The sequence below is a fragment of the Stenotrophomonas sp. 05N37 genome, from assembly GCF_056397365.1.
In genome coordinates this window covers 1,356,426-1,382,823 of sequence record NZ_JBFTNG010000001.1, presented here as the reverse complement: position 1 = coordinate 1,382,823, position 26,398 = coordinate 1,356,426, and the positions used below count along the sequence as shown (strand labels likewise).

Here is a 26,398-nt window from a genome sequence, read left to right as displayed (position 1 = left end):
CTGGCGCTGCTGTTCCCGCTGGGTCTGCTGGCGTTGGCCGCGTGGCTGGTGCCGCTGCTGGTGCACCTGGCGCGCCGCCAGCAGTACGCGCCGCTGGAGTTCGCCGCGCTGCGCTGGCTGCGCGCCAGGGTACGGCCGCGCCAGCGCGTCCGTTTCGACGAATGGCCGCTCCTGCTGCTGCGACTGCTGTTGCTGGCTGCGCTGGCCCTGCTGCTGGCGGCGCCGGTGCTGCAGGGCAGCGCGCCGGATACCCGCGCGGTGATCGCCGTGGCGCCCGCGCTGGATGCCGCCGCATTGCGCGCGCAGCAACCGGAGGCGGACTGGCGCTGGCTGGCCCCCGGGTTTGCCTCGACAGATACGCCGGCACCCCCGGCCGCGCAGCCGCTGACCAGCCTGCTGCGGGAACTCGACCAGACCCTGCCGGCTGGCGCGCCGCTGACCGTCTACGTGCCTGATCCGCTGACAGGCGCCGATGCGCAGCGCCCGCGCCTGTCGCGCCCGGTGCAGTGGCGCCCCATCGCACGCACGGCGCCAGCCGCGCCGGACGCATCCAGCAGTGCGCCGCGACTGCGCCTTGGCGGAGCGGCCGATGCACCGGCCCGGCGCGTCCTCGATGCGGTGCAGCGGGCGTGGTCCGGCCAACCCCTGGCTGCCGCCACGGACGCAGCGCCGGTGCAGGGCGAGATCGGCGTGTGGGTGTCCGCCGCGCCGCTGCCGCCAACGTGGCAGGCATGGCTGGAAGGGGGCGGTACGGTGCTGGTCACGCAGGCCGGAACGCGCGCGCCTGCCGAAACGGTGGTGCTGCGCGATGCGCAGGGACAGGCGGCCATCAGCGAGCGCCGCGTCGGCCAGGGTCGCCTCCTGCGCGTCCATGGCGCGCTGACCCCTTCTGCGGTGCCGCTCCTGGAGGACCCCGCCTTCCCACGGCAGCTGCTCACCCTTGCACGCCCCCCCGCCGCGCCGCAGTGGGTGGCCGCCGCGACCCATGCACCGTTGACCGGCGCTGATGCACCCCCGCCGCAGCCGCTGGACCTCGTGCCGTGGCTGCTCGGCCTGATCGTGCTGCTGTTCGCGCTGGAACGCTGGCTGGCGACGTCGGCACGCCGCGGGGCGCAGGCATGAACCCCGTGCTGCAGCGCGGCTGGCAGCGCGCGCGACGGCGCCAGTGGTGGGCCACGCTGCTGGTCGCGCTGCCGCTGGCCCTGGCCGCCACCGCGCTGGCCTTGCGCCTGGGCGGCGCCGATATCGCCACGGTGACGCTGCTGCTCACCCTGCTGGCCAGCGTGGCGCCCGCCACCCGGCGCGGACGCCGCCTGGACCGGCAGTGGCTGGTGCACCAGCTCGATACCCATCGCGTCGTCCAGGACAGCGCGGACCTGCTTTTCGCCGATACGGCCACGCTCAATGCGTTGCAGCAGCGCCAGCAGGCGCGGGTCACTGCCGCACTGCAGGCATGCATGCCCGACCTGCGGCCACGCTGGCCACGTCGCTGGGTGGCGCTGGCGTGGCTGCTGGGACTGGCGGTGATCGCACTGGCGCTGGGCTGGCCGCGCAACGGCGGTGGCAGCGTGATGCCCTCCTTGTCATCGCGTCTCCCCGCTACGGCCACGCTGCCGCCGCACCTGCACTCGGCGCGCCTGACGATCACCGCCCCGGCCTACACCGGCCAGTCGTCCCGCGTGCAGGGCACGCTGGATGCCAAGGTCGCACAGGGCAGCCGGCTGCAGTGGTCGCTGCGCTTTTCCGCGCAGCCCACGCAGGTCGCCCTGCAGTTCCACGATGGCCGGCGCCTGGCGCTGGTGCGCAACGGCGAGGAATGGACCGGCACCGGGAACGCCGACCGCGCCGCGCTGTACCGTGTGGTCACCGAGCCGGCGCTGCGCGGACAACGCCTGTACCGTCTGGATGTACTGCCCGACCAGCCACCGAACGTGCGCGTGATTGTGCCGGACCGCACGCTGGTGCCGGGCGCGCCGGGCCAGCGCCAGTGGGCCCTGCAGTTCGAGGCCAGTGACGACTACGGCGTCGCCAGCGAGGCCCAGCTGAAGATCACCTTGGCCCAGGGCAGCGGCGAGAACGTCACCTTCCGCGAACAGTCCGTGACCCTGGCCGGCAACGGCACGGCCACCCTGCGCCGCTTCGCGCGCACGCTGGACCTGGCCGCGCTCGGTGCCGAGCCCGGCAACGATGTGATCGCGCAGTTGCAGGTGCGCGACAACCACGCCCCCGCCCCGCAGACCGCGCAGAGCAGCAGCCTGATCCTGCGCCTGCCCAGCGCCGAGCAGGTGCAGGGGGCCGAACTGGAGGGCATGGTCAAGAAAACCCTGCCGACGTACTTCCGCAGCCAGCGCCAGATCATCATCGACGCCGAAGCGCTGATCAAACTGCGCCGGCAATTGCCGCCGGAAGACTTCATCAAGCGCGCCGACGCGATCGGCGTGGACCAGCGCATCCTGCGCCTGCGCTACGGCCAGTTCCTCGGCGAGGAAAGCGAGGGCGGTGCGAAGCCACCGCCGACCAGTGATGCGCTGCCCACCAGCGAAACGCCGGCCGACGATCACCACGACCACGCCTCTACCGGCGCGGCCGATCACGCGCAGGCCGGCCACGACGCGCATGACCACGGCAACACGCCGGCCGAGGGCCCCGCGCTGTTCGGCAGCGCCACCGACGTGCTGTCCGAGTATGGCCATACCCATGACCACGCCGAAGCCGCCACGCTGCTCGACCCGCAGACCCGCGCCACGCTGAAGGCCGCGCTGGACCAGATGTGGTCTTCCGAAGGCGAGCTGCGCCAGGGCCGCCCCGAGGCCGCGCTGCCCTATGCCAACAAGGCGCTGGCCTTCATCAAGCAGGTGCAGCAGGCCGAGCGCATCTACCTGGCGCGCGTCGGCCCGGAGTTGCCTCCGATCGACGAAGGACGACGCATGCGCGGCGACCGCGCCGACCTGGCCAGCCGCACGCTGCCGATCCGTGCCATGGACGCACCGGATACCGCCATCGTGGCGGTATGGCAGCAACTGGGCGCAACCGACGCGGTGCCCGATCTGGATGCACTGACCCAATGGCTGGGCCGCAATGAAACGCGCCTGCCCGACCCGCTGAGCCTGGCCGCGGCGATCGAGGAACTGCGCATCGCCCCGGACTGCGGCGCGTGCCGACAGACCTTGCGTGCGCAGCTGTGGCGCGCATTGCTGCGTCCCTCCCCGCAGGTGCTGCGGCGTACCGCGCCGGATCGGATGGGGCAGTCGTATCTGGATGCACTGGAGGGGGCGCGATGATCGAGCCACGCTGGATCGCGCTGGCCCTGCTGGCCATCACGGTGATCGGCAGCGCGCGCCTGCTCTGGCAGCAATGGCGTGGGCCGCGCCGCAAGGGCCTGCACCTGGCCGCACTGCTGGTGCTGCAGTGCGCGGCCAGCGTGCTGCTGTACGTGACCCTGGCGCCGCCGCTCACGCAGGCGCGCGCCAACCGGCTGACCGTGCTGACCCCTGCGGCGGACAAGGTGCAGTGGTCGCCTGCCCGCGGCGACACCCTCGTCGCCCTGCCGGAGGCCGCGCCGTCCACCGCGACGGTCGTCCCCGACCTCGCCACCGCGCTGCGCCTGCATCCGGGCACGCAGTCGCTGCGCATCATCGGCGATGGCCTGCCGGCGCGCGACCGCGACACCGCCTTGCCCGGGCAGGTGCAGCTGCTGCAGCCGGCGCCACCGCGCGGCTGGCGTGCGTTGCAGGCGCCGCCCATCACCGCGCCGGGCAGCGTATTCCACGTGCATGCCCGCGCGCAGGGCGTTGCCGGCGCCAGCGCCGAGCTGCTCGATCCGGCCGGGGTCGTGGTCGATCGCGGTGCGCTCGGCAGCGACGGCAGCATCGCCCTGGAAGGTGTGGCGCGTGCCAGCGGCCGCAGCACCTTCACCCTGCGCCTGCTCGATGCCAGCCGCCGCGCGGTGGACAGCGTGCCGGTGCCGCTGCAGACGCTCGACCAACCCGCCCCGCGCGTGCTCATCCTCGCCGGCGCCCCCGGCCCGGAGCTGAAGTACCTGCGCCGCTGGGCGGTGGATACCGGGCTGGACGTGCAGGCCCAGGCCAGCGTTGGCGGCGGCCTCTCGCTCGGCGACGCGCCCGTGGCACTCACCGCCGCGCGGCTGGCGGCCACCGATGTGCTGATCCTCGACGAACGCAGCCTGCCCGCCCTCGGTGCCGCCCAGCGCAGCGCGGTGCAGCACGCGCTGCGCGATGGCCTGGGTGTGCTGGTACGCACCGGTGGGCCGCTCGGCGACGGTGCACGCAAGGCGCTGCGCGGCTGGGGGCTGACCGTCGTCGGTAACAGCCAGAGCGCACCGCTGCACCTGGCAGCCGATGCCGATGCGGCGCTGCTGCAAGCGCGCCGGGGGCCGCAGCGTCCGGCGACGCAGACCACGACGTACATCGATGAGGCCGATGCTGCCTCGCACAGCGCCGCCGTGCCGGTGCTGGAGCAGTTCCCACTGCGCGCCACCGATGCCTCCGCGCTGCTGCACGACGGCAGGGGCCAACCGGTCGGGAGCTGGCGCGGCGCAGGCAAGGGTCGGCTGGCGCTGCTGCCGGTCACCGACAGCTACCGGCTGGTGCTGTCCGGCCGCGATGACCGCCATGCCGAACTGTGGAGCGGTGTGCTGGCCAGCGTGGCACGACCGCTGCCCAACGCCGCCCAGGTGCGTATCGATGCACCCACGCCGTGGGCGGGGGAGCGTGTGGCACTGTGCAATGTCCCGGCCGCTGCACAGGTGCGTGGTCCGAGCGGCATCGCGGTGCCGCTGCATATCGATCCCGCCACCGGCACCGACCGCTGCGCCGGCTACTGGCCGCAGCAGGCCGGCTGGCACCAGGTGCAGCAGGGCGACATCACGCAGGCGTTCTACGTATTCGATCCGGCCGGTGCATCGGCGCTGTACCGCCAGCAGCAACGCGAGGCGAATGCCCTGCTGGTGCGCGATGCGACGGACAGTGCGGTATCGGGCACCGTGACCGCCCCCGGCCCGCGCTGGCCCTGGCTGCTGACGTTCGTGCTGGTGGCCGGGCTGCTGTGGTGGCTGGAGCGCTGGCGGCCGCGCGCGTCCGCCGTTGCACCGTGAGCGCGACGGCAATGATCAGTGCTTGTCGCCGTCGCGGCGGTACACACCATTGAAGCGCACGTTCATGCCGCCACATTCGCTGTTGTCCGAGACGATCAGGTAGTCGCCCAGCCACCGCGCCTGGAGCGTGCAGCCGGCATCGTCGCTGTCGGTGAAGTCCACCGTCGCCCCCCTCGGGCGGGCGACCGCATCGATCTGGCCCAGGTTCGGGCCGTAGGGCCGCTGTGGCGTGGGTCGGGCCGACGGCCAGAAGGCTTCGCCGGTGGCCACCAGCGCACCATCACGCACACGCAGGTGCAGTGTGTTGTCCCCATCGGTCCAGTCGCCGGCCCAGTCGCGCAGGGCAGGTGTGGTGGAGGTCGGCACGACCTGCAGACGATCAGCGTCGACCCAGCCGGCGCTGCCGCCCACCTTGTTCGGGAAGAACGCGCAGCGATACGCCCCGTGCATGCGGCCCGTGACCAACGTATCGCCGCCCACCACGTAGCTGCGCTGGCGACACGCCGGTTCGCCCTGGGTCGGGCAGCCCTCCAGATCGCCCAGCAGGTACAGCCGCCCCTTGCCGCCCACCCGGGCCAGGGCGAAATCGCCTTGCTCGGTGGGGAAAGCGCCGTTGCGGCAGGAACCGTCGTCAGCGGTGGCGGTGGCGGTGGCGCCGGCGAAGGCGGACAGGGGCAGCATCGAAAGCAGCAGGCATGGCAGGCGCGAGAGCATGGGCGGGTGGCCGCGACGAAGGGGAACGCAGGATAGTCGAGTGGGTGCCGGTAGGACGGGCTTGCCTGCCTGTCCGCGCTCGCCGATACGTGGATTGCAACATGTTTCATTGTCAGCACGTGCCTGGCCTGCAAGGCTGCACCGTTTGACGGGCAGGCACGATGGTGAACAACGAACTCGCCACCCCACCACCACGCTGGCAGCATCCGCACGCGGGTCAGGGCCAATGAATGTCGCCGGCGTCGGACTCGTGCTGCTGATGCTGGTCCCGCTGATGTTCCATTGGCGGCAGCGCCGCGACGCGCGCTACTTTCTCGGCCGGTTGGCCGGACAGCCGCCGGTGCGCACGCTGACCGACGACGAACAGGCTGCACTGCAGCCCCTGCGGGCCTGTCTCGGCATCGGTAACGACCGCCAGGTGCGCACCTTGAGCGGTGCTCATGCCCGACACGTATTACAGATCCATGCGACCCGGATGGAACAGGACACGATCGGCGATGTGAACGTGGTGCTGCCTTACGACGCGTTCGATCACCTGGCCGCGCACAACGATGCCGAGGTGGTGCTTGGGCCCGGCGTTGCGGTCGTCGTAAGACTCAATGAATTCCACATCGGCAGCGCTGCACGCGCATGGCGCACGCCGACGCAGGTCTGTGGCGAGCGCCTGGAAACCAACGAAGAGCGCACACTGCGCCGCCAGCCAGGCGTGCCTTGGGCGGCGGCCGCGCTGGCATTGCTGGCCACGTTCTGCGCGGCCGCAACGCAATGGGACGTGGGCGCGTCTACGTGGGCGGTGTTCGGTCTGGGCCTGCTGCTGGCAGCACTGTCGGCGGCGCTGTCACTGCGCCGACAGGTCGGCCCTGCCGCACTGCAGACCATCGTGCATGTGCGTGGCCGCCTGAACCGGCTGCAGATCAACGCGCCGACCAACGCCGCCATCGAGGGTCACTACCTGTTGGTCGGCAACGACCAACGGGTCGAGCCGCCGCACGCGTGGCGCGCGGCGACGTGCCTGGCGCCCGGGACGTGGATCGACGCGGAGATCTACCGGCACAGCCGGGCGTTGCTGACGCTTGGTCCCGGCTGGTCGGTACTGGATGAGCAGCGACGCTTCGCGGCAATCCCGGTTGCACGCCATGCGGTGATGTTTGCCGTTGCGCTGCTGTCGCTTGGCTGCGTGGCACAGGTCACCGATGGCCCGGGGCGTGAGTGGCAACGTGCCAGGCAGGTGTTCTCGTCATGGACGCTGCACAGCAACCGCGACCCGGTCCGATGGCGCGATCCGGCCTTGGCCGTTGGCGATGGTCTGCACGTGCACGGTTACGCCACCTGTGAGCTGGTACCCAGCGAGCGGTTGGGACGCACCTTGGCCAGCGCCGACTGCAGCCGCCTGCGCTGGGGCGCCCCGGCCACGGCGGTGCAACCGCTACCGTTGCCTGACGCGGTTCAGCGACTGGATTCCAGCCAGCGGGCGCTACGCGTGCATGGCCCGTCGTTTCTGGGACGTCCGCTGCAACGCCAGCAGGTTGCGGGGCTGTCCGGGTTGCTGGAGGCTGTAGAAGACACCTGTGCGCACGGGCTGGAAGGCTGCCCGGCACTGCAGGCGGCGTTGCTGGATGCGCTGTCTGCCACGATGGAAAATGATCGCGCCGGCGTCCCGGACTGGTCCGCACTGCGGCGCGCGGTACACGCGGTCGAGGCCGCCGGCGAGGGAATCATGCTGTCCCGCGCGGCCATCGAGGCCGTCCGGGAAGCCTTTGATCAGCAGGTACTGGACGTTTGGGCCGCCCAGACGCCGGCCCTGCTCACCGCGCAGCACGGCGGCACGGTGCTGGTGGAGCGCTCTTCACGCCCACTGCGCGAGGGCGGCAACACCGGCTACGGCGCGGCCTACGATGAATGGCAGCGCATGCGGATGGCGGCAACGATCGCCCAACCAACCGCGGTGTCCGGCGCGGTCACCGCACGCAACGAGGATGGCCGAACGCTCTGGCTCCAGGTCGATTCAGGCCAGCCCTCCAATGGACCCATCAGCGGACTGGCCAGTTGTCTGTGGATGCTGGCAGCGCTGGTGCTGGCGCTGTTCCAGGGCGCCATGCTGCTGCGTCGACTGCCCCGCGCGATCGCCCGCGACCAAGCGCTGGCTGCCGAAATCGGGCAGCGCCCACCGCCGCCGACATCATCGACGTGGTGATTGCAGCGGGCATCACCTGCCCGGTACGGCCACGTGCGTTTCCGGCGCTGCGGCACACGCATCCTGCGCCGCGCAGAACTGCAGCGCGCGGCGCCGCTGTTCCTCGGTCAGTTCCGGTGGCGGACGCGCAACAGCCGACTGGATCTGGTCCGGCCCGCCGGTGAGCTTGTGCAGGCCCTGCGCGGCTTTGCCCAGCCCGTAGTTGATGCCCATCATCAGGTAGCCACCGCTCATGCTCACCTGCTCGGGGCTGGGCGGTTCGCTCCACGAGCGGCTGAAGCGGTTCGATTCAACCTTCACCGGGCTCCTATAGCGGTACAGGTCCAGCGGGGTGTCGTCTTCAGGCTTGAGTGCGCGCACCTCACCCAGCGTGGTCACGCTGTCCTGCGGCGGTGGGACGGCCACGTCGGCCGATGCGGCAGTCGCGGGCGATACGCTCGGCGCAGCCTGTTGCGCATGCGCGATGCCAGCCAGCAGCATGCTGGCCAGAAGTGCTCCCTGCGGTCCACGTCGTGACACGGCGCTCTACCATTTTCCGGTGTGTTCGTCGGCGAGGATACGGTGCCGGGATTCAGATTTCGTTGAGCTGCGCATGCGATGTTCAGCCCGCGTATCGTGCGCCCGGTCCTGTTTTTTGTGCCCCGGAGCGGCCGAGGCCACGCCGACCGCACAAGCGCAAGCCAAATTGCAACCTGTTGCATTGCCGTCGAGCACGGCAACGGCGAGGCTGTGCGGCTCATCCGTGCCTGAAACCCGCCCGTGCCCACTTTCATGGTGTTCGCCGAGATCCAGCTGCTGTCGCGGCTGGGCGCGGTCGTCTACGCCGCGCAACGCCGCAATGGTCGGCATGCATTGAAGGCGCTGGGCAAGTCGCCAGTGGTGCGCGGCCTGGATGAAGCGGAGTTCGCCGCGCTGGAAACTTTCCGGTTGACCGGGCAACTGGATCAATCGCACGAGGTCCGAGACCTGGTCGGTCCCTACAGCCTCGCGCATGACGAGGCGCAGCTCCTCCACGAGCGGTTGGGCGAGGTGGAGGTGCCGCTGCGCTACGACGCGCGCCGGTTCATCTCGGCGCACACTCCGGCCGAGGTAGTGCTCGCCATTCGCAGGCGATTGTCGTGCGCATGAACGGGTCCAAAAGCGTCGCCGGCCTGGCGCACGAGCAGCTCGAACACGCGCAGCAGCGCGCGTGGAAGGGCGACGACAACACGCGCCCTTCCCTCCCGGCAGAGGGCAGCGCCGATGACGCTGCGGCCGGGCTTACCCCTTTGATCGATGGCGCCAGCGCATGCGTGCTCGGCCAGCGCGAGGAGACCCCCGAGGAACGCGCCCTGCGCCAGCCTCCCTGGCTGGGCTGGCCGAGCGCCGGATGCTTCCTGCTCGCCAGCCTGCTGTTCTGGCTGGGAACCCTGCGCGACCTCGGGCTGCCGTGGCCGATGCTGATTGCCGGGCTCATCAGCGCGGTGGTCGGCGTGGTGCTCACCCGCGCCCGCAAGCGACCGTTGCCCGCCGCGGGAACGGTCAACATCGTGCAGGGCCTCCTTGAGGGTCCGCGTCTGCAGGCCAACGGGCACATCGATTCCGATGCCCCGGTGCTGGTGATCGCGGGGATGGCGGTCACCGCGCCGCGCCAGTGGTGCACCCATCCCGCACTGCCGGTCGGGCAACGCGTGGTGGCTTATGTCCGCATCGAGGATCGTCACCTGCTGTCGCTTTCCTGCGGCGATTCACAGCTCGCCAAGGCGTATCCATGGCCGCCGCTGAACTGGGGGCGTCACCTGGTCTGGGCCGGCACGTCGATACTGGCCCTGCTGTGGTCACTGTCTGCCGGGAACGGGGTGCTGGACGACCTGGAGCGGGCCCGCCTGGCGCTGCAGGTGCCGGTCCTGCGCAGCGATGCCACGCCCGCAACGCTGCTGGCCGCACCACCGCGGCCGGGTGACCGGGTGCTCCTGCGGGGCAACGGCACCTGCGGCATCGGGCCGTTGCAGGTGGGCGGCCACACGCTGGCACAGCCCGATTGCAGACAGACACGGTGGGGAGGCCCGGCGATCGTCCTGCCCACGGTGGCGCTGCCTGAGCCGCTGGCCCTGCTCGATCGCGACGAGGCGATGTCGGTGTGGCTCAATCCAGATGCGCTGGACGCGCTGGTGTCGCCATTCCCCCGCCCGTGGGCCGCCGACAATCGCACCCACGTCACCGGGGTGGCCACGCTGGTGGAGACACTTGATCTGGCCTGCCGTGAGGGCATCGCCGCCTGCGATGCGCTGCGCCGACGCCTGCTTGAGGCATTGCTGCCGGTGCCTCAGGGGTCGGTCGTGGACAGCGGCGACATCCTCCGCGCTCGCCTTGCCGGTGCCGTTCGGCAGGACAGGCAGATACAGCAGGACGTCCTGTATCTGCCCAGGCCGAGCAGCCTGGCGTTGTACGAGATCCAGGTGGCGCTGGTGCACGCCTTCACCCGCAAGACGCTGGCCGACGCCAGCGTCGGCGTGCTGGCCGCGACGCCGGGAGGCCTGGTGTTGATCGACAGCCACGCCCCTGCCGGTGTGCGTCCTTCGCTGCTGGACGCGCCGCTGGACCACTGGCAGCACACCCGCGACAAGGTGAGCTTGCCGCAGCCCTTCACGATGAGTGGCTGGGTGACCGGATTCGAGCACGATGCCAGCGGGCTACGCCTCCATATCGACACCGGTGCGAGCGCCTCGCCGTTCGCGACAGCGCTCGTCCACAGTACCTGGCGCGCACTTGCCCTGCTGCTCCTCGCAGTGCAGTGGTTGCTGCTGTGGCGCTGTGGGCGCAACGCACACCTCCGGCATGCGGCCCTGACTGCGGCCCTCGTCACGCCAGCGGTGCGCTGAATCATTCATGCCGCCGCCGCGGCGTGTCTCAAACGTTGAGACCCGTCTGTGATTCCATAGCGTCCTTTGCAGACCGTTGTCCCCATGGCCTACGAACTCGCCAAGCGCACCGAAGACGCCGAGCGCCGCCTGTCCACCACCGACGGCCTGCCCTCGCGCAACGGCGCGCTGCTCACCGCGCGCCTGCAGCAGCGCTATGCCGACCGCATCACCGGCAGCTTCACGATTCCCGCTCGCGAGGGCCGTTATGCACCGATTCCCGCCGATGTACCGGCCGCGTTGACCGCGGCGCTGCAGGCGCGCGGGATCGAGCAGTTGTACAGCCACCAGGCCGAGGCCTGGGAGGCCACCCAGCGCGGCGAGCACGTGGCCATCGTCACCCCCACCGCCAGCGGCAAATCACTGTGCTACACCCTGCCCGTGGTCAGCGCGGCGATGCAGGGCAAGGCCAAGGCGCTGTACCTGTTCCCGACCAAGGCGCTGGCCCAGGACCAGGTGGCCGAACTGCTCGAGCTCAACCGCGCCGGCGACCTCGGGGTCAAGGCCTTCACCTTCGACGGCGACACCCCGGGCGATGCGCGCCAGGCCATCCGCCTGCACGGCGACATCGTGGTCTCCAACCCGGACATGCTGCACCAGGCGATCCTGCCGCATCACACCAAGTGGGCGCAGTTCTTCGAGAACCTGCGCTATGTGGTGATCGATGAGGTGCACACCTACCGCGGCGTGTTCGGCAGCCACGTCACCAACGTGCTGCGCCGGCTCAAGCGGATCTGCGCGTTCTACGGGGTGGAGCCGCAGTTCATCCTGTGCTCGGCGACCATCGGCAATCCGCAGGCGCATGCCGAGGCACTGATCGAAGCCCCGGTCACCGCGATCACCGAATCCGGTGCGCCCAGCGGGCCCAAGCACGTGCTGCTGTGGAACCCGCCGGTGGTCAACGCCGATCTCGGCCTGCGCGCGTCTGCCCGCTCGCAGAGCAACCGCATCGCCCGCATCGCGATCAAGTCCGGCCTGAAGACGCTGATCTTCGCGCAGAGCCGGCTGATGGTCGAAGTGCTCACCAAGTACCTCAAGGACATCTTCGACCACGACCCGCGCAAGCCCGCGCGGATCCGCGCCTACCGCGGCGGCTACCTGCCCACCGAGCGCCGCGAGACCGAGCGCGCCATGCGTGCCGGGCTGATCGACGGCATCGTCAGCACGTCGGCGCTGGAGCTGGGCGTGGATATCGGCAGCCTCGACGTGGTCGTGTTGAACGGCTACCCCGGCAGCGTGGCCGCCACCTGGCAGCGCTTCGGTCGTGCCGGACGCCGCCAGCAGCCGGCGCTGGGCGTGATGGTGGCCAGTTCGCAGCCGCTGGACCAGTACGTGGTGCGCCATCCGGACTTCTTCGCCGAGGCCTCGCCCGAACATGCCCGCACCGCCCCGGACCAGCCGCTGATCCTGTTCGACCACATCCGCTGCGCGGCCTTCGAGCTGCCGTTCCTGGCCGGCGACCCGTTCGGCCCGATCGATCCGCTGGTGTTCCTGGAAGCACTGGCCGAAACCGAGGTGATCCACCGCGAAGGCGACCGCTGGGAGTGGATCGCCGACAGCTACCCGGCCAATGCCGTCAGCCTGCGCTCGGTGGCCGACGGCAACTTCGTGGTGGTCGACCGCAGCGACGGCAAGCAGCAGATCATCGCCGAGGTGGACTATTCCGCTGCCGCGCTCACCCTGTACGAAGGCGCCATCCACATGGTGCAGTCCACCCCTTACCAGGTGGAGCGGCTGGACTGGGACGGCCGCAAGGCCTACGTCACCCGCACCCACGTGGATTACTACACCGACAGCATCGACTTCACCAAGCTCAAGGTGCTCGACCGCTTCGACGGCTGCATCGCCGGTCGGGGCGATTCCCACCACGGCGAAGTGCACGTGGTGCGGCGCGTGGCCGGCTACAAGAAGATCCGCTATTACACCCACGAGAACATCGGCTACGGCCCGGTCAACCTGCCGGACCAGGAACTGCACACCACCGCAGTGTGGTGGCAGTTGCCGCAGGCGCTGCTGCTGACCGCGTTCGACAGCAAGCAGGAAGCGCTGGACGGCTTCCTCGGCGCCGCCTACGCGCTGCACATCGTCGCCACGGTGGCGGTGATGGCCGATGCGCGCGACCTGCAGAAGGCCGTCGGCAATGGCGATGGTGCGTGGTTCGCAGTGGCCGACCAGAGCGGACGCGGGCAGCTGCGGGGCGCCGAGTTCGATGCCAGCGCGATCGAGCTGCAGCAGCAGTTCGTGCCGACGGTGTATCTGTACGACAACTTCCCCGGCGGTGTGGGCCTGAGCGAACCACTGTGGCTGCGCCAGGCCGAGCTGCTGCTGCGCGCGCGCGAGCTGGTGCAGGGCTGTGACTGCAAGGCCGGCTGCCCGGCCTGCGTGGGCCCGGTGCTGGCCGGCCAGGAAGACGATGCCACCACGCCCCGCGCGCTGGCCCTGAAGGTGCTGGACCTGTTCGACGCACACGCCTTGCCGGCGGCGGGCACGCCTGCGCGCACGCAGGCCGAGGTGGTGCCGCAGTGAGCCTGAGCCTGGACAAGCTGCGCCTGCTGCGCCGGCAGGCGGGCGATGCCACGCCCGCGCCTGCCCGTGACCCGGCAGCGGCGACCGCTGGCCCGGTGGCGGCCACGGCCGTCGCCGAGCGTGGGTCGGCAGGCCCCGGCCCATCCACCGGGTCGCTTCCCCCCGCCGCCAACGACGCCCGCGCCCGCACGCCCGCGCCGTCCTCGGTGTTTGCCTGGGTCGAGCAGGAAATCCGCCACAAACCCACCGGTGGGGCCGCCCCGGTTACCGCAGCGACGGCGCCCGCACCGGCCCTGCGCAGACCCGACGTGGGCGGCCTGCATCGGCTGCTCGGCCTGCGCGAGCGCGGCGCCGCGGCCGCGCCGGCCAAGCCGCGCGCCAACGCGCAGGACCGCCACGTCCCCGGCGAGGAAATCGCCCCGGGCCTGTTCCTGATCGAGTCCTTCCTGCCGCAGCCGGTGCCTACCCAGGCGCTGTCGCTGGCCTTCGCCAGGCGCGAAGGCGAACAGGTGCACCCGCGCGACCTGCTGTTCTTCGACACCGAAACCACCGGCCTGGCCGGTGGCACCGGCACCCGCGCCTTCATGATCGGCGCGGCCGACTGGCACGCCCATCCCGAACAGGGCGACGGCCTGCGCATCCGCCAACTGCTGATGACCACCATGGCGGCCGAGGCCGCGATGCTGCGCGAGTTCGCCGGGTGGCTGCAGCCAGGCACGGTGTTCTCCAGCTACAACGGCCGCTGCTATGACGCTCCGCTGCTCAAGACGCGCTATCGGCTGGCCCGGCAGCGCTGCCCGATCACCCCGCTGGACCACGTGGACCTGCTGTTCCCCACACGCCGCCGTTACCGCGGCACCTGGGAGAACTGCCGCCTGGCCACCATCGAACGCCAGCTGCTGCAGATCGTGCGCGAGGACGACCTGCCCGGCGCCGAAGCACCCGCGGCGTGGCTGAACTACCTGCGTGGCGGCAGCGCGGTGAACCTGCGCCGCGTGGCCGAGCACAACCACCAGGACGTGGTGACGTTGTCGCTGCTGATGCTGCGGCTGGTGGAAGAGGAGCGGCGTGAAAGGGAGACGCTGGCGCTGGCGGGTGATTGACCCGGCGCCCGCGCGTTGACGCTGCGTAACGCCTGCGGTCGCCACACTGGTGCCACTGATCCCGGGAGGACCACCGCATGCGCCTGAATCTTCTGCTTGTCCTTGGTTGTGCGTTGCCGCTGGCTGCCTGCAGCCAGCCACCGAAGAGCAACGCCCCGACCTCCGAGCCGATGGCCGCCGGCGCCGACAGCGCGGCCCGTTGCACTACCGACGCCCTGAACGGCCTGGTCGGGCAGACCGCCAGCGAGGCGGTGGTTGCCAAGGCAGTGAAAGACAGCGGCGCCAAGCATGCGCGCGTGCTCAAACCGGGCATGGCCATGACCATGGATTTCCGCGAAGACCGCCTCAGCCTCGAGGTGGATGAGCAGAACAGGATCGTGCGCGCCAACTGCGGCTGATCGGCCTGCCCTGTAGACGTCGACGGCCTGCGTTGCGCAGGCCGCCGTTGCCGCCCGCTCAGTCGCGCAGGCGCTCGGCCTTGCCGCTGGACAATGCCTGATCGATCGCCGCACGCACCTGGCGTGCGGCGCGGGCCGAAGCCACGCTCTGCTGCTGTGCCAGGCGCGCCTGCTCGCGACCCAGTTCGGCCTGCTCACGGGCCACCCGGGCCATCTGCTGCGCATCCACTGCCCGCGCCGTTGCCGTCCGCGCCTGGCGCGCGGCCTGGTTGGCTTCGGCGGCAGCATCCATGGTGGCCTGTCGTCCGGCCGCCTGGGTGATGCCGGCCACATCCACATCGGCCATGACGTCGGCGGTGACCTGCATGCTCAGCTTGGCCATCTGTTCGCCGAACGCCGATTGGCGGTCCCCTAGTTCTGCCTGGGCATTGCCGAGCGCGGCCACCTCGGCCTGGGAGCGCGCCAATGCGCCGATCACGGCCGGGTCGCGGATCAGGTACCGGGCCTGCCCGCGCCGTACCCACAGGGCCCGTTCGCCGTTGCCGGCATCGCGGCGCGCCTGTTTCAGATCGGCGACCGAGGCGTCGACGAGGTTGTCGTCCCCGTCCATCAACACGAAGGCCTCGGCCGGCCGTTGCCGCGACAGGTTGATCTGGCCGTGGGTAACGAACGACAGATCCTCCCGCAGGGGCTGCAGCGGTTCCGGCGCGCGCGGAGCGACCGGGGCGACCGGGGCCGCAGGCGCCGGGGCAATCGGCGCGGTCGGTGCCAGGGCCGGCCGTGGTGACCGCGTTGACGACGGCGCGGGGGCCGGCGGCGGTGGCGGCGGCGGTTCGCTGGGTGCCACCGGTGGCGACGGCGGCGGCGGTGGGGCCGCGGCGGCCACCAACCGCAGCGGCGCAACGCCCACCAGGACGAAGATCGCGGTGATGGCCACGGCAGCCACGCGCGGGAAGCGCCGGGTCTGCTGCAGGCTCAACAGCCGCCGCTTGAGGCTGCGGAAATTCGGCGATGCGCTGGCCACGCCCACCGCCGGGCGCGGTGCCACGCCCAGCTGCACCAGCAGGCGGCCATAGTCGTGGCGGCAATGGCCGTGCCCGGCCACCACCGCGCCATCGCAGGCTTCCTCGCGGGCCAGCGCATATTCGCGCGCGGCCAGGTGGACCAGCGGATGGAAGAAGAACAGGTGTTGCGCCAGGGCCGGCAGCAAGCCCCACCACAGGTCGCGGCGCTGCAGGTGGATCAGCTCGTGGGTGAGCGCCATGTCCAGGTCATCGGCAGCCATGCGCGGCAGTTCGCGCGCCGGCAGCAGCAGCACCGGTCGCCACGGTCCGATCAGCTGCGGCGAGCGGATCTGCGCGGACAGCTTCAGCCGCGGCGCGCGGCGCAGGCCGTGCGCATCGGCGGCCAGCTGCAGCGCCTGCTGCAGCGAGGCATCGGTGCAATCCATCGCCGCATCGACCAGGGCGCGGCTGGCGCGATACCCGCGCAGGCTGTGCAGCAGCATCACCGCGACGCCTGCGGCCCAAGCCGCCAGCAGCAACATCGACCACGACCACGTCGCCGCCTGCGGCGCAGCCATGGCCGCCGTGTCCAGCGCGCCCGGCAGCAGGCGCATCGTGGATTCCGCAACGGGTGCGGCCAGCGCGGGTAGCACCGGCGCGGCGGCCGGCGCCGGCAACACGGCCAGCTCAAGCGGGCTGTTCCACACCAGGCCCAGCACGGCCTGTGCGGCGACCAGCCACCACAACCGGCAGCGCGTGGCCGCCGGCAGCGTCGGCAGCAGCCGGCACGCGCCCCAGACCAGGGTTGTCAGCACCACGCTCTGCACGCTGGTCCAGCCGAGTCGCATCAGGAGGTCGGTGATCAGGGTGTCCATGGCTCAGCTCTCCCGCTTGCGTGATTGCAGCTGCGCGACCAGCGCTTCCAGCTCGGCCAGTTCCTGGTCGCTGACCTCGGCCTTGTGCGACATGAAGGCCACGAACGGCGACACCGAGCCCTGCAGCGTCTTCTCCACGAAGCTGGCCACCGCGCCCTGCACCACGCTGTCCTGGCCACTGGTGGCGGCGTAGCGGTACACGCCCTGCACCTGTTTGCGCTGCAGGTAAGCCTTGCCGCGCAGGCGCTCCATCATGGTCAGCACCGTCGAACGCGCCAACCCGCGCTCCTCGCCAAACCCGGCCGCGACCTCGCCCACGGTCGCGCCCCCCTGTTCCGAAACGTACTGCAACAGGGCCAGCTCCTGGTCCCCGATGGTCTTGCCGCGCATGGCACACTCCGATGACTACACGTGTCGCTAACGTGCCAGTGACTACACCTGTCGTCAAGTGCCGGAGGGCGTCCGCCGACGAACGGTCGCGGGCGGGGCGCTTAAACCTTCTGGTCCTCGACCGCATCCAAGCCTGCGAGCCCGGACTGTCCCCGCTCCACCGGCGCCCAACGTCCGGCGTACCCGCCCAAGGAAAGCTGCATGCGTTCCCGCACCCTCCGCGCCACCGTCCTGGCCGCACTCGTCGTGCCCTTGGCGTGCTTTGCCGCCCCGTCCACCGCCTGGGACCAGGCCAACGCGCAGACCCGCCAGTTCGTGCAGGACACGATGCAGGCCAGGCGCATCCCCGGCCTGCAGATCGCGGTGGTCAAGGACGACCAGCTGGTGCTGTCGGAGGCCTACGGCATGGCCAACGTCGAGAATGCCATCCCCACCACCCGCAACACGCGCTTTCCCCTCAACTCGGCCACCAAGTCCTTCACCGGCGTGGCGATGGCCCAGCTCGCCCAGGCCGGGCGCGTGGACCTGCATGCCCCCGTGTCGCGCTACCTCGATGACCTGCCGCCAGCGTGGGGCAAGGTGCGGGTACGCCAGCTGCTCGCCCACACCTCCGGCCTGCCGGACATCCTCGACGCGCAGGGCCTGCTCGGCGGCGGAACCGAACAGGAGGCGTGGAAACAAGTGACCGCCCTGCCAGTGGAGGCCGCGCCCGGCGAGCGGCACCGCTACAACCAGACCAACTATGTGCTGCTCGCGCGGATCATCGCCAACCAATCGGGCATGCCGTACGCGCAGTACATGGTCACCCATCAGTTCGACGTGGTGGGCATGCCGCGCACCACCTTCGGCGACAGCTACGGTCTGGTCGCTACTGCCGCCACCATCTACAGCTGGTTCCCGCGCAAGACCGACGCACCCGATGCGCCGGCGCGGCTGTCGCACTGGTTCTACGACCTCTCACCGGACCTGTGGGCCGGCGCCGGCATGCTCACCACCGCCGACGAAGTGGGTCGTTGGATGATCGCGTTGTCCAAGGGCCAGCTGCTCAGCCATGACGGCGTGCGCCGCATGTGGGCACCGGAGGTCCTGAACGACGGGACCCCCGGCGCCTGGTCGGCCGGCTGGCCGGTCATGGGCACCACGCCGGACCTGCAGGTCGGCGGCATGGGCGGTGCGCGCGCGGCCTTCATCGTGTATCCCGACCGCAAGCTGGCGGTGATCGTGCTGACCAATCTGGTCGGCGCCAACCCGCAGGACTTCATCGCCCCGATCGCATCGTTCTACACCGCGCCGGCAATGCTCAACCGCGCGGCCCGCCCATCACCGGCAGGATCACCCCGCTGATGTAGCTGGCGGTAATCGGCGAGGCCAGGAAGACGTACGCCGGGGACAGTTCTTCCGGCTGCGCCGGGCGGCCCATGTCGCTGTCCTTGCCAAACTCGGCCACGTCGGCGGCCTGCTTGTCGGCCGGGTTCAACGGCGTCCAGACCGGCCCCGGCGCCACCGCGTTGACGCGGATGCCGCGTGGCAGCAGCTGGCTGGCCAGCGCCTTGGTGAAGGCATGGATGGCGCCCTTGGTAGCCGAGTAATCGATCAGCGCCTTGCTGCCGAACAGGCCGGTTTCCGACCCGCTGTTGATGATGCAGTCGCCTTCCTGCAGGTGCGGCAACACCGCACGCGCCATCTGGATGTAGCCGCCGATGTTGGTCTGCAGGGTTTCCTGCAGGTGCGCGTCCTCCAGGTCTTCCAGGCGCTCGCAATGCAGCTGGAACGCGGCGTTGTTGACCAGGATGTCGATCCCGCCGAATGCCTTGGCGACCTGCTTGACCGCCTTGTTGCAGAACGCCGGGTCGCGCACGTCGCCGGCGATCACCACGCAGCGGCCGCCTTCGGCCTCCACATGCTGGCGGGTCACCTTCGCATCGGCCGCCTCGTCCAGGTGCAGCACGGCCACGTCGGCGCCTTCGCGGGCAAACAGCACCGCCACCGCGCGGCCGATGCCGGAATCGGCACCGGTGATGATCGCGCGCTTGCCTTTCAGCTTGCCACTGCCGCGATAGTCCGGGGCGAGGAAGCGCGGCGCCAGCTGCAGTTCGTGCTCGTTGCCGGGCTTGGGCAACTGCTGCGCCGGCATGCTCTCCGGCTGTTTGCGGGCGCCGGCCTGGGTGGCCTTTTTCGTGGCCTTTTTAGCCGCGACCTTCTTCGCCGCCTGCTTGGCCACGCGGGCGTCCTTGGCCTTCTCCTGATCCTGCAGGCGACGCTGGCGCGCGGCCACGCGCGCGGCGCGTGGATCCTTCGCGGCGGCCTTGCGGGTGGCTGTCTTCACTACCGGCGTGCGTTCGGCCTGCGGCGTGGCGGCCTGTTCGGCGGCGGCGGGGACGGGGCGTTTGCGGGTCGTGCGGGTGGCCATCGGGGGCTCCTTTGCGAAAGCATTCAAGTGCACAGGCAGTGTGGGCACCCCGGCGATCACGCAAAGTGAGCGCGATGTGGGCGTGCCGTGCAGGCTTCATCCGCCGCATACGCGTGCAGCGGCACGCTGCAGGCCTGAAAACCTGCTGGAGTCCCCCATGTACCGCACCCTGATCGCCTTCGCCGCCCTCGCCACCCTGTCCGCCTGCAGCAGCACCCCGATCGCGCAGGTGCAGCCGATCGACGGCGTCATTTCCGGCCAGTGCCATGTCGACAAGGTGCGCGGTGCCGTCGGTCTGGCGGCCTCGGCCGCCACCGTCGAACGCGCCCGCGTGGACAGCGACAGCCTGCAGGTCAACGTGGTGCGCGGCCAGCGCGGCGAAAGCGGCCCCACCGCCAGCGGCGCGGCCAACGCCACCCCGGGCGCGGAGACGGGCGGGGAGCGCCTCACCATCGAAACCGGCGGCACCAACAACATCACCGCGCTCTACTGCGGCTGATCGCCCCGTTCAGGCCGCCCGCGCGCGCTTGACCGTGCGCCGTGCGGCCTTGAGCACCTTCAAGGTCGCCTGCTCCCATTGCCGCTCGCCGCGCAGCCCTGCCAGCGCCTTCAGCGAGCCGGCGCGCCAGCCATCGAACACGCACGGGTCGATGTAGGACTTCCTGCACACCGACGGCGTATTGCCCAGCAGGGTCGCCACCTCGCACACCACCTGCTTCTGCAACGCCGCCAGCGCACGTTCGCTGGAGGGTTCGGGCAGCTCGGTGACGGCCAGCTGGCGGATGGCTTCCAGCGTCCCGCCCCAGGTACGGAAGTCCTTGGCGCTGAAATCCTCGCCCATCGCGTCGTGCAGGTAGTCGTTGACCATGCTCGAATCCACCGGCTGCACCGCACCCTCATCATCGCGATACTGGAACAGCGCCTGCCCGGGCAGCTGCTGGCAACCGCGGATCAGCGCCACCAGGCGGCGATCATCCACGTCCACCTCATGCGCCTGTCCGGACTTGCCGCGGAAACGCATCTGCGCACGCCCGCCCTTGACCAGCGCCAGGTGCCGGTTGCGCAGCGTGGTCAGTCCGTAGGACCGGTTGTCGCGGGCGTATACCTCATTGCCCACGCGCACCAGCGTCTGCGCCAGCAGGGCGACCACGATGGCCAGGACCTTGTCGCGCGGGAAGCCGGGCAGCTTGAGGTCGCGGCGCAGGCGCCGGCGCAGCGCGGGCAGTGCCGTGCCGAAGGCGATGATCCGGTCGAACTTGCCATCGCCGCGTACCCGCGCCCAGTCGGCGTGGTAGCGGTACTGCTTGCGCCCGCGCGCGTCGCGACCGGTGGCCTGCAGGTGGCCGTTGGGCAGTGCGCAGATCCACACGTCGGTGTAGGCCGGCGGGATCGCCAGCGCGCGGATCCGCGCCAGCGTGGCCGCGTCCCGCACCGCCGCGCCGTCGGCATCGCGGTAGCTGAAGCCCTTGCCGGCGCGGCGGCGCTGCAGGCCCGGCATCTCGTCGCTGACGTAACGCAGGCCGGCCTCGCGGGCGGCGGCGGCTTCGGGGGTGGCAGGGGAACGGCTCGGGCTCATCGGCGGCGGCAACGGACAGGGCAGGCAGTGATACCGGTTATCGGTGCGAGGCGGCGTCAATAACGCAACACGAACACCTCACGCCCCGCTTGGCGATATCCTCCAAGGTTTCCCTGGTTCGATGTCCGGAGTCTCGATGCCGTCCTTGTCGTTCCGCCGCCTGCGGCGTTCCATCGGCCTTGTCGCCGTGTTCCCCACCCTGCTGGCCCTGGCCGCCTGCCAGGCACCGCCCATGGACGAGCAGGAAGCCGTCGCCACCCATGCGCAGAAGGCTGCCGAAGCCGCCGCCGCGCCCACCGATGAAGCAGGCAAGGCGCTGGAAGCGCCCCCGGTCGGCGAGTGCGACGCCACCCAGGTGCAGAGCCTGGTCGGCCAGGCCTATTCCGACGCCGTGGGCAACCAGGCCCAGCAGGACGCCAGCGCCAAGCAGCTGCGCGTGCTCAAGCCCACCGATGCCACCACGATGGAATTCGTCGGTGAGCGGCTGAACATCGAAGTCGATGAGAAGGGCGCGATCAGCGGCCTGCGCTGTGGCTGAACAGGGCCGCCTGGAAGGTGATTCCAGGCGGTAATTAAAGGGGTTTGGTTGCGCCTGCAACCGTGTATTGCGGCGTTGCAGCAACTGTGATCTAGTCGAGTCATCCGGTGCCTCCAGATGCGCTCAACGGAGTGAGCGGGGACGAGTGTCGCCGCTCACCCGACTTTGAGGCAGAGATGGCCCCCCGCAACCGCCAAGGGCTTTACGACCCGCAAGATGAGCGCGATGCCTGTGGTTTCGGCATGGTCGCCCAGCTCGATGACCAGCCGTCCCGACTGCTGGTGGATACCGCCATTGCCGCGCTGTCGCGCATGACCCACCGCGGCGGTGTCGCCGCCGATGGTGTCACCGGCGACGGCTGCGGCCTGCTGCTGCGCCGCCCGGACGTGTTCCTCAAGGCGCTCGCCGCCGAGGCCGGGCTCACCCTGGGGGCGCGATTCGCCGCCGGCGTGGTGTTCCTGCCGCACGACGACGACGCCGCACAGGCCTGTCGCGACACCCTGGAACAGCAGCTGCGCGCTGCCGGCTGCCAGCCCGTCGGCTGGCGCCTGGTGCCGACCGACCCCAGCGTCTGCGGCCAACTGGCGCGTGACACCCTGCCGCGGATCGAGCAGGTCTTCGTCGATGCCGGTGCCGCGCAGGACGAGGCCGCCTTCACCCTGGCCCTGTTCCTGGCCCGCCGCCGCAGCGAGCAACAGCTGCGCGACCACGCCGACTACTACGTCACCACGCTCAGCCCCAATGCGATCAGCTACAAGGGCATGGTGCTGCCGGACAAGCTGAGCCGCTTCTACGTGGACCTGCAGCGCAACGACCTGGCCTCCAGCGCCATCGTGTTCCACCAGCGCTTCTCCACCAATACCCTGCCGCGCTGGCCGCTGGCGCACCCGTTCCGGATGCTCGCCCACAACGGCGAGATCAACACGATCGAAGGCAACCGCCGCTGGGCGCAGGCGCGCAGCAAGGTGTGGCAGACGCCGCGCTTCGACATCGGCGAGTTCAACCCGGTCATCTCCATGCACGGCTCGGATTCGCAGAGCCTGGACAACATGCTCGAGCTGATGGTCAGCGCCGGCATGGAGCTGATCCAGGCGCTGCGCATCCTGGTGCCGCCGGCCACCCAGTCGCTGGAGTTCAAGGACCCCGACCTGGCCGCGTTCTACGAGTTCTACGGCCTCAACAGCGAGCCGTGGGACGGCCCGGCCGGCATCGTCGCCTGCGACGGCCGCTATGCCGCCTGCACGCTGGACCGCAACGGGCTGCGCCCGGCGCGTTGGATGCTGACCTCCGACCGCCACTTCCTGGTCGCCTCCGAGGCGGGCGTGTGGGAAGTGCCGGCCGAGCGCGTGGTGCGCAAGGGCAAGCTGGGCCCGGGCGAGATGATGGCCATCGACCTCAAGCGCGGCGACCTGCTCGACTCGGACGCCATCGACCGCATCAACCGCGGCCGCGCCCCGTACAAGCAGTGGCTGCAGCAGGGCGTGACCTACCTGCAGACCGAGCTGATCGATCCGTCGCTGGTCGAGGAACCCTTCGACGAGCGCACCCTGCGCAGCTACCACAAGCTGTTCCAGCTCAGCAGCGAGGAAGTGGAGCAGATCCTGCGCCCGCTGGCCGAGACCGAGCAGGAGGCCACCGGCTCGATGGGCGATGACACGCCCATGGCGGTGCTCAGCCAGCACAGCCGCCCGCTCTACGACTACTTCCGCCAGGCGTTCGCGCAGGTCACCAACCCGCCGATCGATCCGCTGCGCGAAGACTGCGTCATGTCGCTGTCCACCCAGCTCGGCAAGGAGACCAACATCTTCCACGCCGGTGCGGAGACGGTGAACCACGTCATCCTCAATTCGCCCGTGCTCAGCCAGCGCAAGCTGCGCCAGCTGATCAAGATGGAGCAGTACGTCGAGAAGAACCGGCTGATCGACCTGTCCTACAGCCTGGAGGAAGGCCTCAAGGCCGGCATCGAGCGGATCTGCGCCGAGGCCGAGGCGGCCGCGCGCGAGGGCATCGTGATGCTGCTGCTGAGCGACCGCTACCCGGTCGCCGACCGCCCGATGGTGCATGCCCTGCTGGCCACCAGCGCGGTGCACCACCACCTGTCCAACGCCGGGCTGCGCTGCGACGTCAACCTGATCCTGGAAACCGGCACCGCCCGCGATGCGCACCACATGGCCTGCCTGCTCGGCTTCGGTGCCACCGCGGTGTACCCGTACCTGGCCTACCAGACCCTGTTCGACCTGGGCCGGCGCGGCATCCTGCAGCTGAGCAAGGGCGGCGAGCAGTCGCAGATCGGTCGCCGCTACCGCAAGGGCATCTACAAGGGCCTGTCCAAGATCATCTCCAAGATGGGCATCTGTACCGTGGCCAGTTACCGCGGCGCGCAGCTGTTCGAGATCGTCGGGCTGGATGACGAGGTGGTCGACCTGTGCTTCCCGGACACCGCCTCGCGCGTGGCCGGCGTCGGCTTCGCCCGCCTGGACGACGAAGCCCGCGAACTCACCGTGCGCGCCTGGAACGACCTGCTGCGCCCCGACGTGGGCGGCGTGCTCAAGTACGTGCACGGCGGCGAATACCACATGTACAACCCGGACGTGGTCATGACCCTGCAGCGCGCCGCGCGCAGCGGCGAGGCCGCGGACTGGCAGCGTTACTGCGAGGCCGTGCATGGCCGGCCGGTGTCGGCGCTGCGCGACCTGCTGCAGCTCAAGGCCGCGCCCACGCCCACCCCGCTGGACGAGGTGGCCCCGGCCGAAGACCTGTTCCGCCGCTTCGACACCGCCGCCATCAGCCTGGGCGCGCTGTCGCCCGAGGCGCATGAAGCGCTGGCGATCGCGATGAATCGCCTCGGCGGGCGCAGCAACTCCGGCGAAGGCGGCGAAGACCCGGTGCGCTACGGCACCGAGAAGCGCAGCAAGATCAAGCAGGTGGCGTCGGGCCGCTTCGGCGTCACCGCCGAGTATCTGGTCAACGCCGAAGTGCTGCAGATCAAGGTCGCCCAGGGCGCCAAGCCCGGCGAAGGCGGCCAGTTGCCCGGGCACAAGGTCAATGAACTGATCGCACGGCTGCGCTATGCCAAGCCGGGTATCGGCCTGATCTCGCCGCCGCCGCACCACGACATCTACTCCATCGAGGACCTGGCCCAGCTCATCTACGACCTCAAGCAGGTCAACCCGACCGCGCTGGTCTCGGTGAAGCTGGTCAGCCATGCCGGCGTGGGCACGATCGCCGCCGGCGTGGTCAAGGCCGGCGCCGACCTGATCACCGTGTCCGGCCATGACGGCGGCACCGGCGCCAGCCCGGTCAGCTCGATCCGCTATGCGGGCGTGCCGTGGGAACTGGGCGTGGCCGAGTCGCACCAGGCGCTGGTGGCCAACGACCTGCGCGGGCGCACCCTGCTGCAGACCGACGGCGGCCTGAAGACCGGGCTGGACGTGATCAAGGCCGCACTGCTGGGCGCGGACAGCTTCGGCTTCGGCACCGCGCCGATGATCGTGCTGGGCTGCAAGTACCTGCGCATCTGCCACCTCAACAACTGCGCCACCGGCGTGGCCACCCAGGACGAGCGCCTGCGCGCGCAGTACTTCACCGGCCTGCCCGAGCGCGTGGAGAACTTCTTCCGCCTGCTGGCCGAGGAAGTGCGTGGCTGGCTGTCCTACCTGGGCGTGCGCTCGCTGGACGAGATCGTCGGCCGCACCGACCTGCTGCAGCAGCTGGAGGTCTGGCCGCGCCCGGGGGTCAGGGTGGACCTGTCGCGCCTGCTCAACCCGGCCGAATACGCCGGCAGCCACTGCGCCGCGCAGCGCCTGTACGAATCGCCGGACAGCCTGGCCACGCAGATGGACGGCCTGCTCGCGCCGGCCATCGCCGGCAAGCTCGGCGGTGAGCACCGCTTCCTGATCCACAACACCGACCGCTCGATTGGCACCCGCCTGTCCGGCGAGATCGCGCGCACGCACGGCAACCAGGGCATGAGCGATGCCCCGCTCACGCTGCGCTTCCGCGGTACCGCCGGGCAGAGCTTCGGCGCGTTCAACGTCGGCGGCCTGCAGCTGGAGGTCGAAGGCGAAGCCAACGATTACGTCGGCAAGGGCATGGCCGGCGGCCGCCTGGTGGTGCGCCCGCCGCGCGGCGCACGCTTCGAGGCGCGCAACACCGCGATCATCGGCAACACCTGCCTCTATGGCGCCACCGGTGGCGAGCTGTTCGCCGCGGGCCGGGCCGGCGAGCGCTTCGGCGTGCGCAACTCCGGCGCGCTGGCGGTGATCGAAGGCGCCGGCGACCACTGCTGCGAGTACATGACCGACGGTATCGTGCTGGTGCTGGGCAAGGTCGGGCTGAACTTCGGCGCCGGGTTCACCGGCGGCCTGGCCTACGTGCTGGATATCGACCGTGACTTCGTGGACCGCTACAACCACGAACTGATCGACATCCACCGCATCTCGGCCGAGGGCTTCGAGAACCATCGCCAGCACCTGCATACGCTGATCAGCCGCCACCGCGAACTGACCGGCAGCATCTGGGCGCAGCAGATCCTCGATGAATTCCGCGATTACGTCGGCAAGTTCTGGCTGGTCAAACCCAAGGCCGCCAGCATCGAATCGCTCACCGACTCGCTGCGCCGCGCTGCCTGACCGGGGTCGAGGCGCCGGCCACCACG

Annotated in this window: 19 protein-coding genes; 13 read left to right on the top strand and 6 right to left on the bottom strand. The window is 70.4% G+C overall.

Features of this window, described 5'->3' with window-relative positions:
• The 3 genes from AC1DGC_RS05970 to AC1DGC_RS05960 are packed head-to-tail and all read left to right on the top strand — an operon-like array spanning position 1 to position 5,113.
• On the top strand, positions 1-1,122 hold the full coding sequence (locus tag AC1DGC_RS05970; protein ID WP_478047481.1) for a BatA domain-containing protein: 1,122 nt from the start codon (positions 1-3) through the stop codon (positions 1,120-1,122).
• Positions 1,119-3,281, top strand: coding sequence for a hypothetical protein (locus tag AC1DGC_RS05965; protein WP_478047420.1), 2,163 nt, complete (start codon positions 1,119-1,121; stop codon positions 3,279-3,281). The genes AC1DGC_RS05970 and AC1DGC_RS05965 overlap by 4 nt, the downstream gene beginning before the upstream one ends.
• Positions 3,278-5,113, top strand: coding sequence for a hypothetical protein (locus AC1DGC_RS05960; RefSeq protein WP_478047419.1), 1,836 nt, complete (start codon positions 3,278-3,280; stop codon positions 5,111-5,113). The genes AC1DGC_RS05965 and AC1DGC_RS05960 overlap by 4 nt, the downstream gene beginning before the upstream one ends.
• A 15-nt stretch (positions 5,114-5,128) precedes the next feature.
• Here AC1DGC_RS05960 and AC1DGC_RS05955 read toward each other — a convergent pair whose 3' ends face one another.
• The gene (locus AC1DGC_RS05955; RefSeq protein WP_478047418.1) at positions 5,129-5,827 is read right to left on the bottom strand and encodes a hypothetical protein; all 699 of its coding nucleotides are present in this window, start codon (positions 5,825-5,827) and stop codon (positions 5,129-5,131) included.
• A gap of 226 nt (positions 5,828-6,053) precedes the next feature.
• Here AC1DGC_RS05955 and AC1DGC_RS05950 point away from each other — a divergent pair, with 226 nt between their 5' ends.
• Positions 6,054-8,021, top strand: a complete 1,968-nt coding sequence (locus tag AC1DGC_RS05950; RefSeq protein WP_478047417.1) for a hypothetical protein — start codon at positions 6,054-6,056, stop codon at positions 8,019-8,021.
• A gap of 12 nt (positions 8,022-8,033) precedes the next feature.
• Here the strand turns inward: AC1DGC_RS05950 and AC1DGC_RS05945 are convergent, their stop codons facing one another.
• Positions 8,034-8,501 (bottom strand): hypothetical protein, encoded by a 468-nt coding sequence (locus AC1DGC_RS05945; protein WP_478047416.1) that lies wholly within the window; start codon positions 8,499-8,501, stop codon positions 8,034-8,036.
• 279 nt (positions 8,502-8,780) lie between these two features.
• Here AC1DGC_RS05945 and AC1DGC_RS05940 point away from each other — a divergent pair, with 279 nt between their 5' ends.
• From AC1DGC_RS05940 to AC1DGC_RS05920, 5 genes are all read left to right on the top strand, one after another.
• Positions 8,781-9,149 (top strand): hypothetical protein, encoded by a 369-nt coding sequence (locus AC1DGC_RS05940; RefSeq protein WP_478047415.1) that lies wholly within the window; start codon positions 8,781-8,783, stop codon positions 9,147-9,149.
• Positions 9,140-10,882, top strand: a complete 1,743-nt coding sequence (locus tag AC1DGC_RS05935) for a hypothetical protein (protein WP_478047414.1) — start codon at positions 9,140-9,142, stop codon at positions 10,880-10,882. Before AC1DGC_RS05940 ends, AC1DGC_RS05935 begins: the two co-directional genes overlap by 10 nt.
• An 84-nt stretch (positions 10,883-10,966) precedes the next feature.
• Positions 10,967-13,447, top strand: coding sequence for a DEAD/DEAH box helicase (locus tag AC1DGC_RS05930; protein WP_478047413.1), 2,481 nt, complete (start codon positions 10,967-10,969; stop codon positions 13,445-13,447).
• The gene (locus tag AC1DGC_RS05925; protein WP_449335991.1) at positions 13,444-14,550 is read left to right on the top strand and encodes a ribonuclease H-like domain-containing protein; all 1,107 of its coding nucleotides are present in this window, start codon (positions 13,444-13,446) and stop codon (positions 14,548-14,550) included. Before AC1DGC_RS05930 ends, AC1DGC_RS05925 begins: the two co-directional genes overlap by 4 nt.
• 77 nt (positions 14,551-14,627) lie before the next feature.
• Positions 14,628-14,948: an I78 family peptidase inhibitor gene (locus AC1DGC_RS05920; protein WP_394164395.1), complete on the top strand. Its 321-nt coding sequence runs from the start codon at positions 14,628-14,630 to the stop codon at positions 14,946-14,948.
• A 58-nt stretch (positions 14,949-15,006) separates the two neighbouring features.
• Here AC1DGC_RS05920 and AC1DGC_RS05915 read toward each other — a convergent pair whose 3' ends face one another.
• Positions 15,007-16,827 (bottom strand): M56 family metallopeptidase, encoded by a 1,821-nt coding sequence (locus AC1DGC_RS05915; RefSeq protein ID WP_478047412.1) that lies wholly within the window; start codon positions 16,825-16,827, stop codon positions 15,007-15,009.
• 3 nt (positions 16,828-16,830) lie between these two features.
• Positions 16,831-17,217 (bottom strand): BlaI/MecI/CopY family transcriptional regulator, encoded by a 387-nt coding sequence (locus tag AC1DGC_RS05910; protein WP_259207868.1) that lies wholly within the window; start codon positions 17,215-17,217, stop codon positions 16,831-16,833.
• Positions 17,218-17,418: 201 nt separating this feature from the next.
• Between AC1DGC_RS05910 and AC1DGC_RS05905 the strand changes: the two genes are divergently transcribed.
• Entirely contained in the window at positions 17,419-18,561 is a 1,143-nt protein-coding gene (locus tag AC1DGC_RS05905; protein WP_478047411.1) for a serine hydrolase domain-containing protein, read from the top strand.
• Here the strand turns inward: AC1DGC_RS05905 and AC1DGC_RS05900 are convergent.
• Positions 18,518-19,627 carry an SDR family oxidoreductase gene (locus tag AC1DGC_RS05900; protein ID WP_259207872.1) on the bottom strand — a complete coding sequence of 370 codons (1,110 nt, stop codon included), beginning with the start codon at positions 19,625-19,627 and terminating at the stop codon, positions 18,518-18,520. The genes AC1DGC_RS05905 and AC1DGC_RS05900 overlap by 44 nt on opposite strands.
• 157 nt (positions 19,628-19,784) lie before the next feature.
• Here AC1DGC_RS05900 and AC1DGC_RS05895 point away from each other — a divergent pair, with 157 nt between their 5' ends.
• A complete protein-coding gene (locus tag AC1DGC_RS05895) occupies positions 19,785-20,126 on the top strand; it encodes a putative periplasmic lipoprotein (RefSeq protein ID WP_259207874.1) in 342 nt (113 codons plus the stop codon).
• Positions 20,127-20,135: 9 nt separating this feature from the next.
• On the opposite strand, the gene AC1DGC_RS05890 is transcribed toward AC1DGC_RS05895, so the two are convergent.
• Positions 20,136-21,203 carry a DNA topoisomerase IB gene (locus AC1DGC_RS05890; RefSeq protein ID WP_478047410.1) on the bottom strand — a complete coding sequence of 356 codons (1,068 nt, stop codon included), beginning with the start codon at positions 21,201-21,203 and terminating at the stop codon, positions 20,136-20,138.
• A 136-nt stretch (positions 21,204-21,339) separates the two neighbouring features.
• On the opposite strand from AC1DGC_RS05890, the gene AC1DGC_RS05885 reads away from it, so the two are divergent.
• Together AC1DGC_RS05885 and gltB are read left to right on the top strand one after the other, a co-directional pair.
• Positions 21,340-21,741 carry an I78 family peptidase inhibitor gene (locus tag AC1DGC_RS05885; RefSeq protein ID WP_259207878.1) on the top strand — a complete coding sequence of 134 codons (402 nt, stop codon included), beginning with the start codon at positions 21,340-21,342 and terminating at the stop codon, positions 21,739-21,741.
• 176 nt (positions 21,742-21,917) lie between these two features.
• Entirely contained in the window at positions 21,918-26,372 is a 4,455-nt protein-coding gene (gene gltB / locus AC1DGC_RS05880) for a glutamate synthase large subunit (protein WP_478047409.1), read from the top strand.
• Positions 26,373-26,398 lie beyond the last annotated feature (26 nt).

Bases quoted from the DNA above. Each gene is read 5' to 3' on its own strand.
- AC1DGC_RS05965 (WP_478047420.1), top strand. From the start codon at position 1,119: ATGAACCCCGTGCTGCAGCGCGGCTGGCAGCGCGCGCGACGGCGCCAG.
- AC1DGC_RS05960 (WP_478047419.1), top strand. From the start codon at position 3,278: ATGATCGAGCCACGCTGGATCGCGCTGGCCCTGCTGGCCATCACGGTG.
- AC1DGC_RS05955 (WP_478047418.1), bottom strand. From the start codon at position 5,827: ATGCTCTCGCGCCTGCCATGCCTGCTGCTTTCGATGCTGCCCCTGTCC.
- AC1DGC_RS05950 (WP_478047417.1), top strand. From the start codon at position 6,054: ATGAATGTCGCCGGCGTCGGACTCGTGCTGCTGATGCTGGTCCCGCTG.
- AC1DGC_RS05945 (WP_478047416.1), bottom strand. From the start codon at position 8,501: ATGCTGCTGGCTGGCATCGCGCATGCGCAACAGGCTGCGCCGAGCGTA.
- AC1DGC_RS05930 (WP_478047413.1), top strand. From the start codon at position 10,967: ATGGCCTACGAACTCGCCAAGCGCACCGAAGACGCCGAGCGCCGCCTG.
- AC1DGC_RS05920 (WP_394164395.1), top strand. From the start codon at position 14,628: ATGCGCCTGAATCTTCTGCTTGTCCTTGGTTGTGCGTTGCCGCTGGCT.
- AC1DGC_RS05915 (WP_478047412.1), bottom strand. From the start codon at position 16,827: ATGGACACCCTGATCACCGACCTCCTGATGCGACTCGGCTGGACCAGC.
- AC1DGC_RS05910 (WP_259207868.1), bottom strand. From the start codon at position 17,217: ATGCGCGGCAAGACCATCGGGGACCAGGAGCTGGCCCTGTTGCAGTAC.
- AC1DGC_RS05905 (WP_478047411.1), top strand. From the start codon at position 17,419: ATGCGTTCCCGCACCCTCCGCGCCACCGTCCTGGCCGCACTCGTCGTG.
- AC1DGC_RS05900 (WP_259207872.1), bottom strand. From the start codon at position 19,627: ATGGCCACCCGCACGACCCGCAAACGCCCCGTCCCCGCCGCCGCCGAA.
- AC1DGC_RS05895 (WP_259207874.1), top strand. From the start codon at position 19,785: ATGTACCGCACCCTGATCGCCTTCGCCGCCCTCGCCACCCTGTCCGCC.
- AC1DGC_RS05890 (WP_478047410.1), bottom strand. From the start codon at position 21,203: ATGAGCCCGAGCCGTTCCCCTGCCACCCCCGAAGCCGCCGCCGCCCGC.
- AC1DGC_RS05885 (WP_259207878.1), top strand. From the start codon at position 21,340: ATGCCGTCCTTGTCGTTCCGCCGCCTGCGGCGTTCCATCGGCCTTGTC.
- gltB (WP_478047409.1), top strand. From the start codon at position 21,918: ATGGCCCCCCGCAACCGCCAAGGGCTTTACGACCCGCAAGATGAGCGC.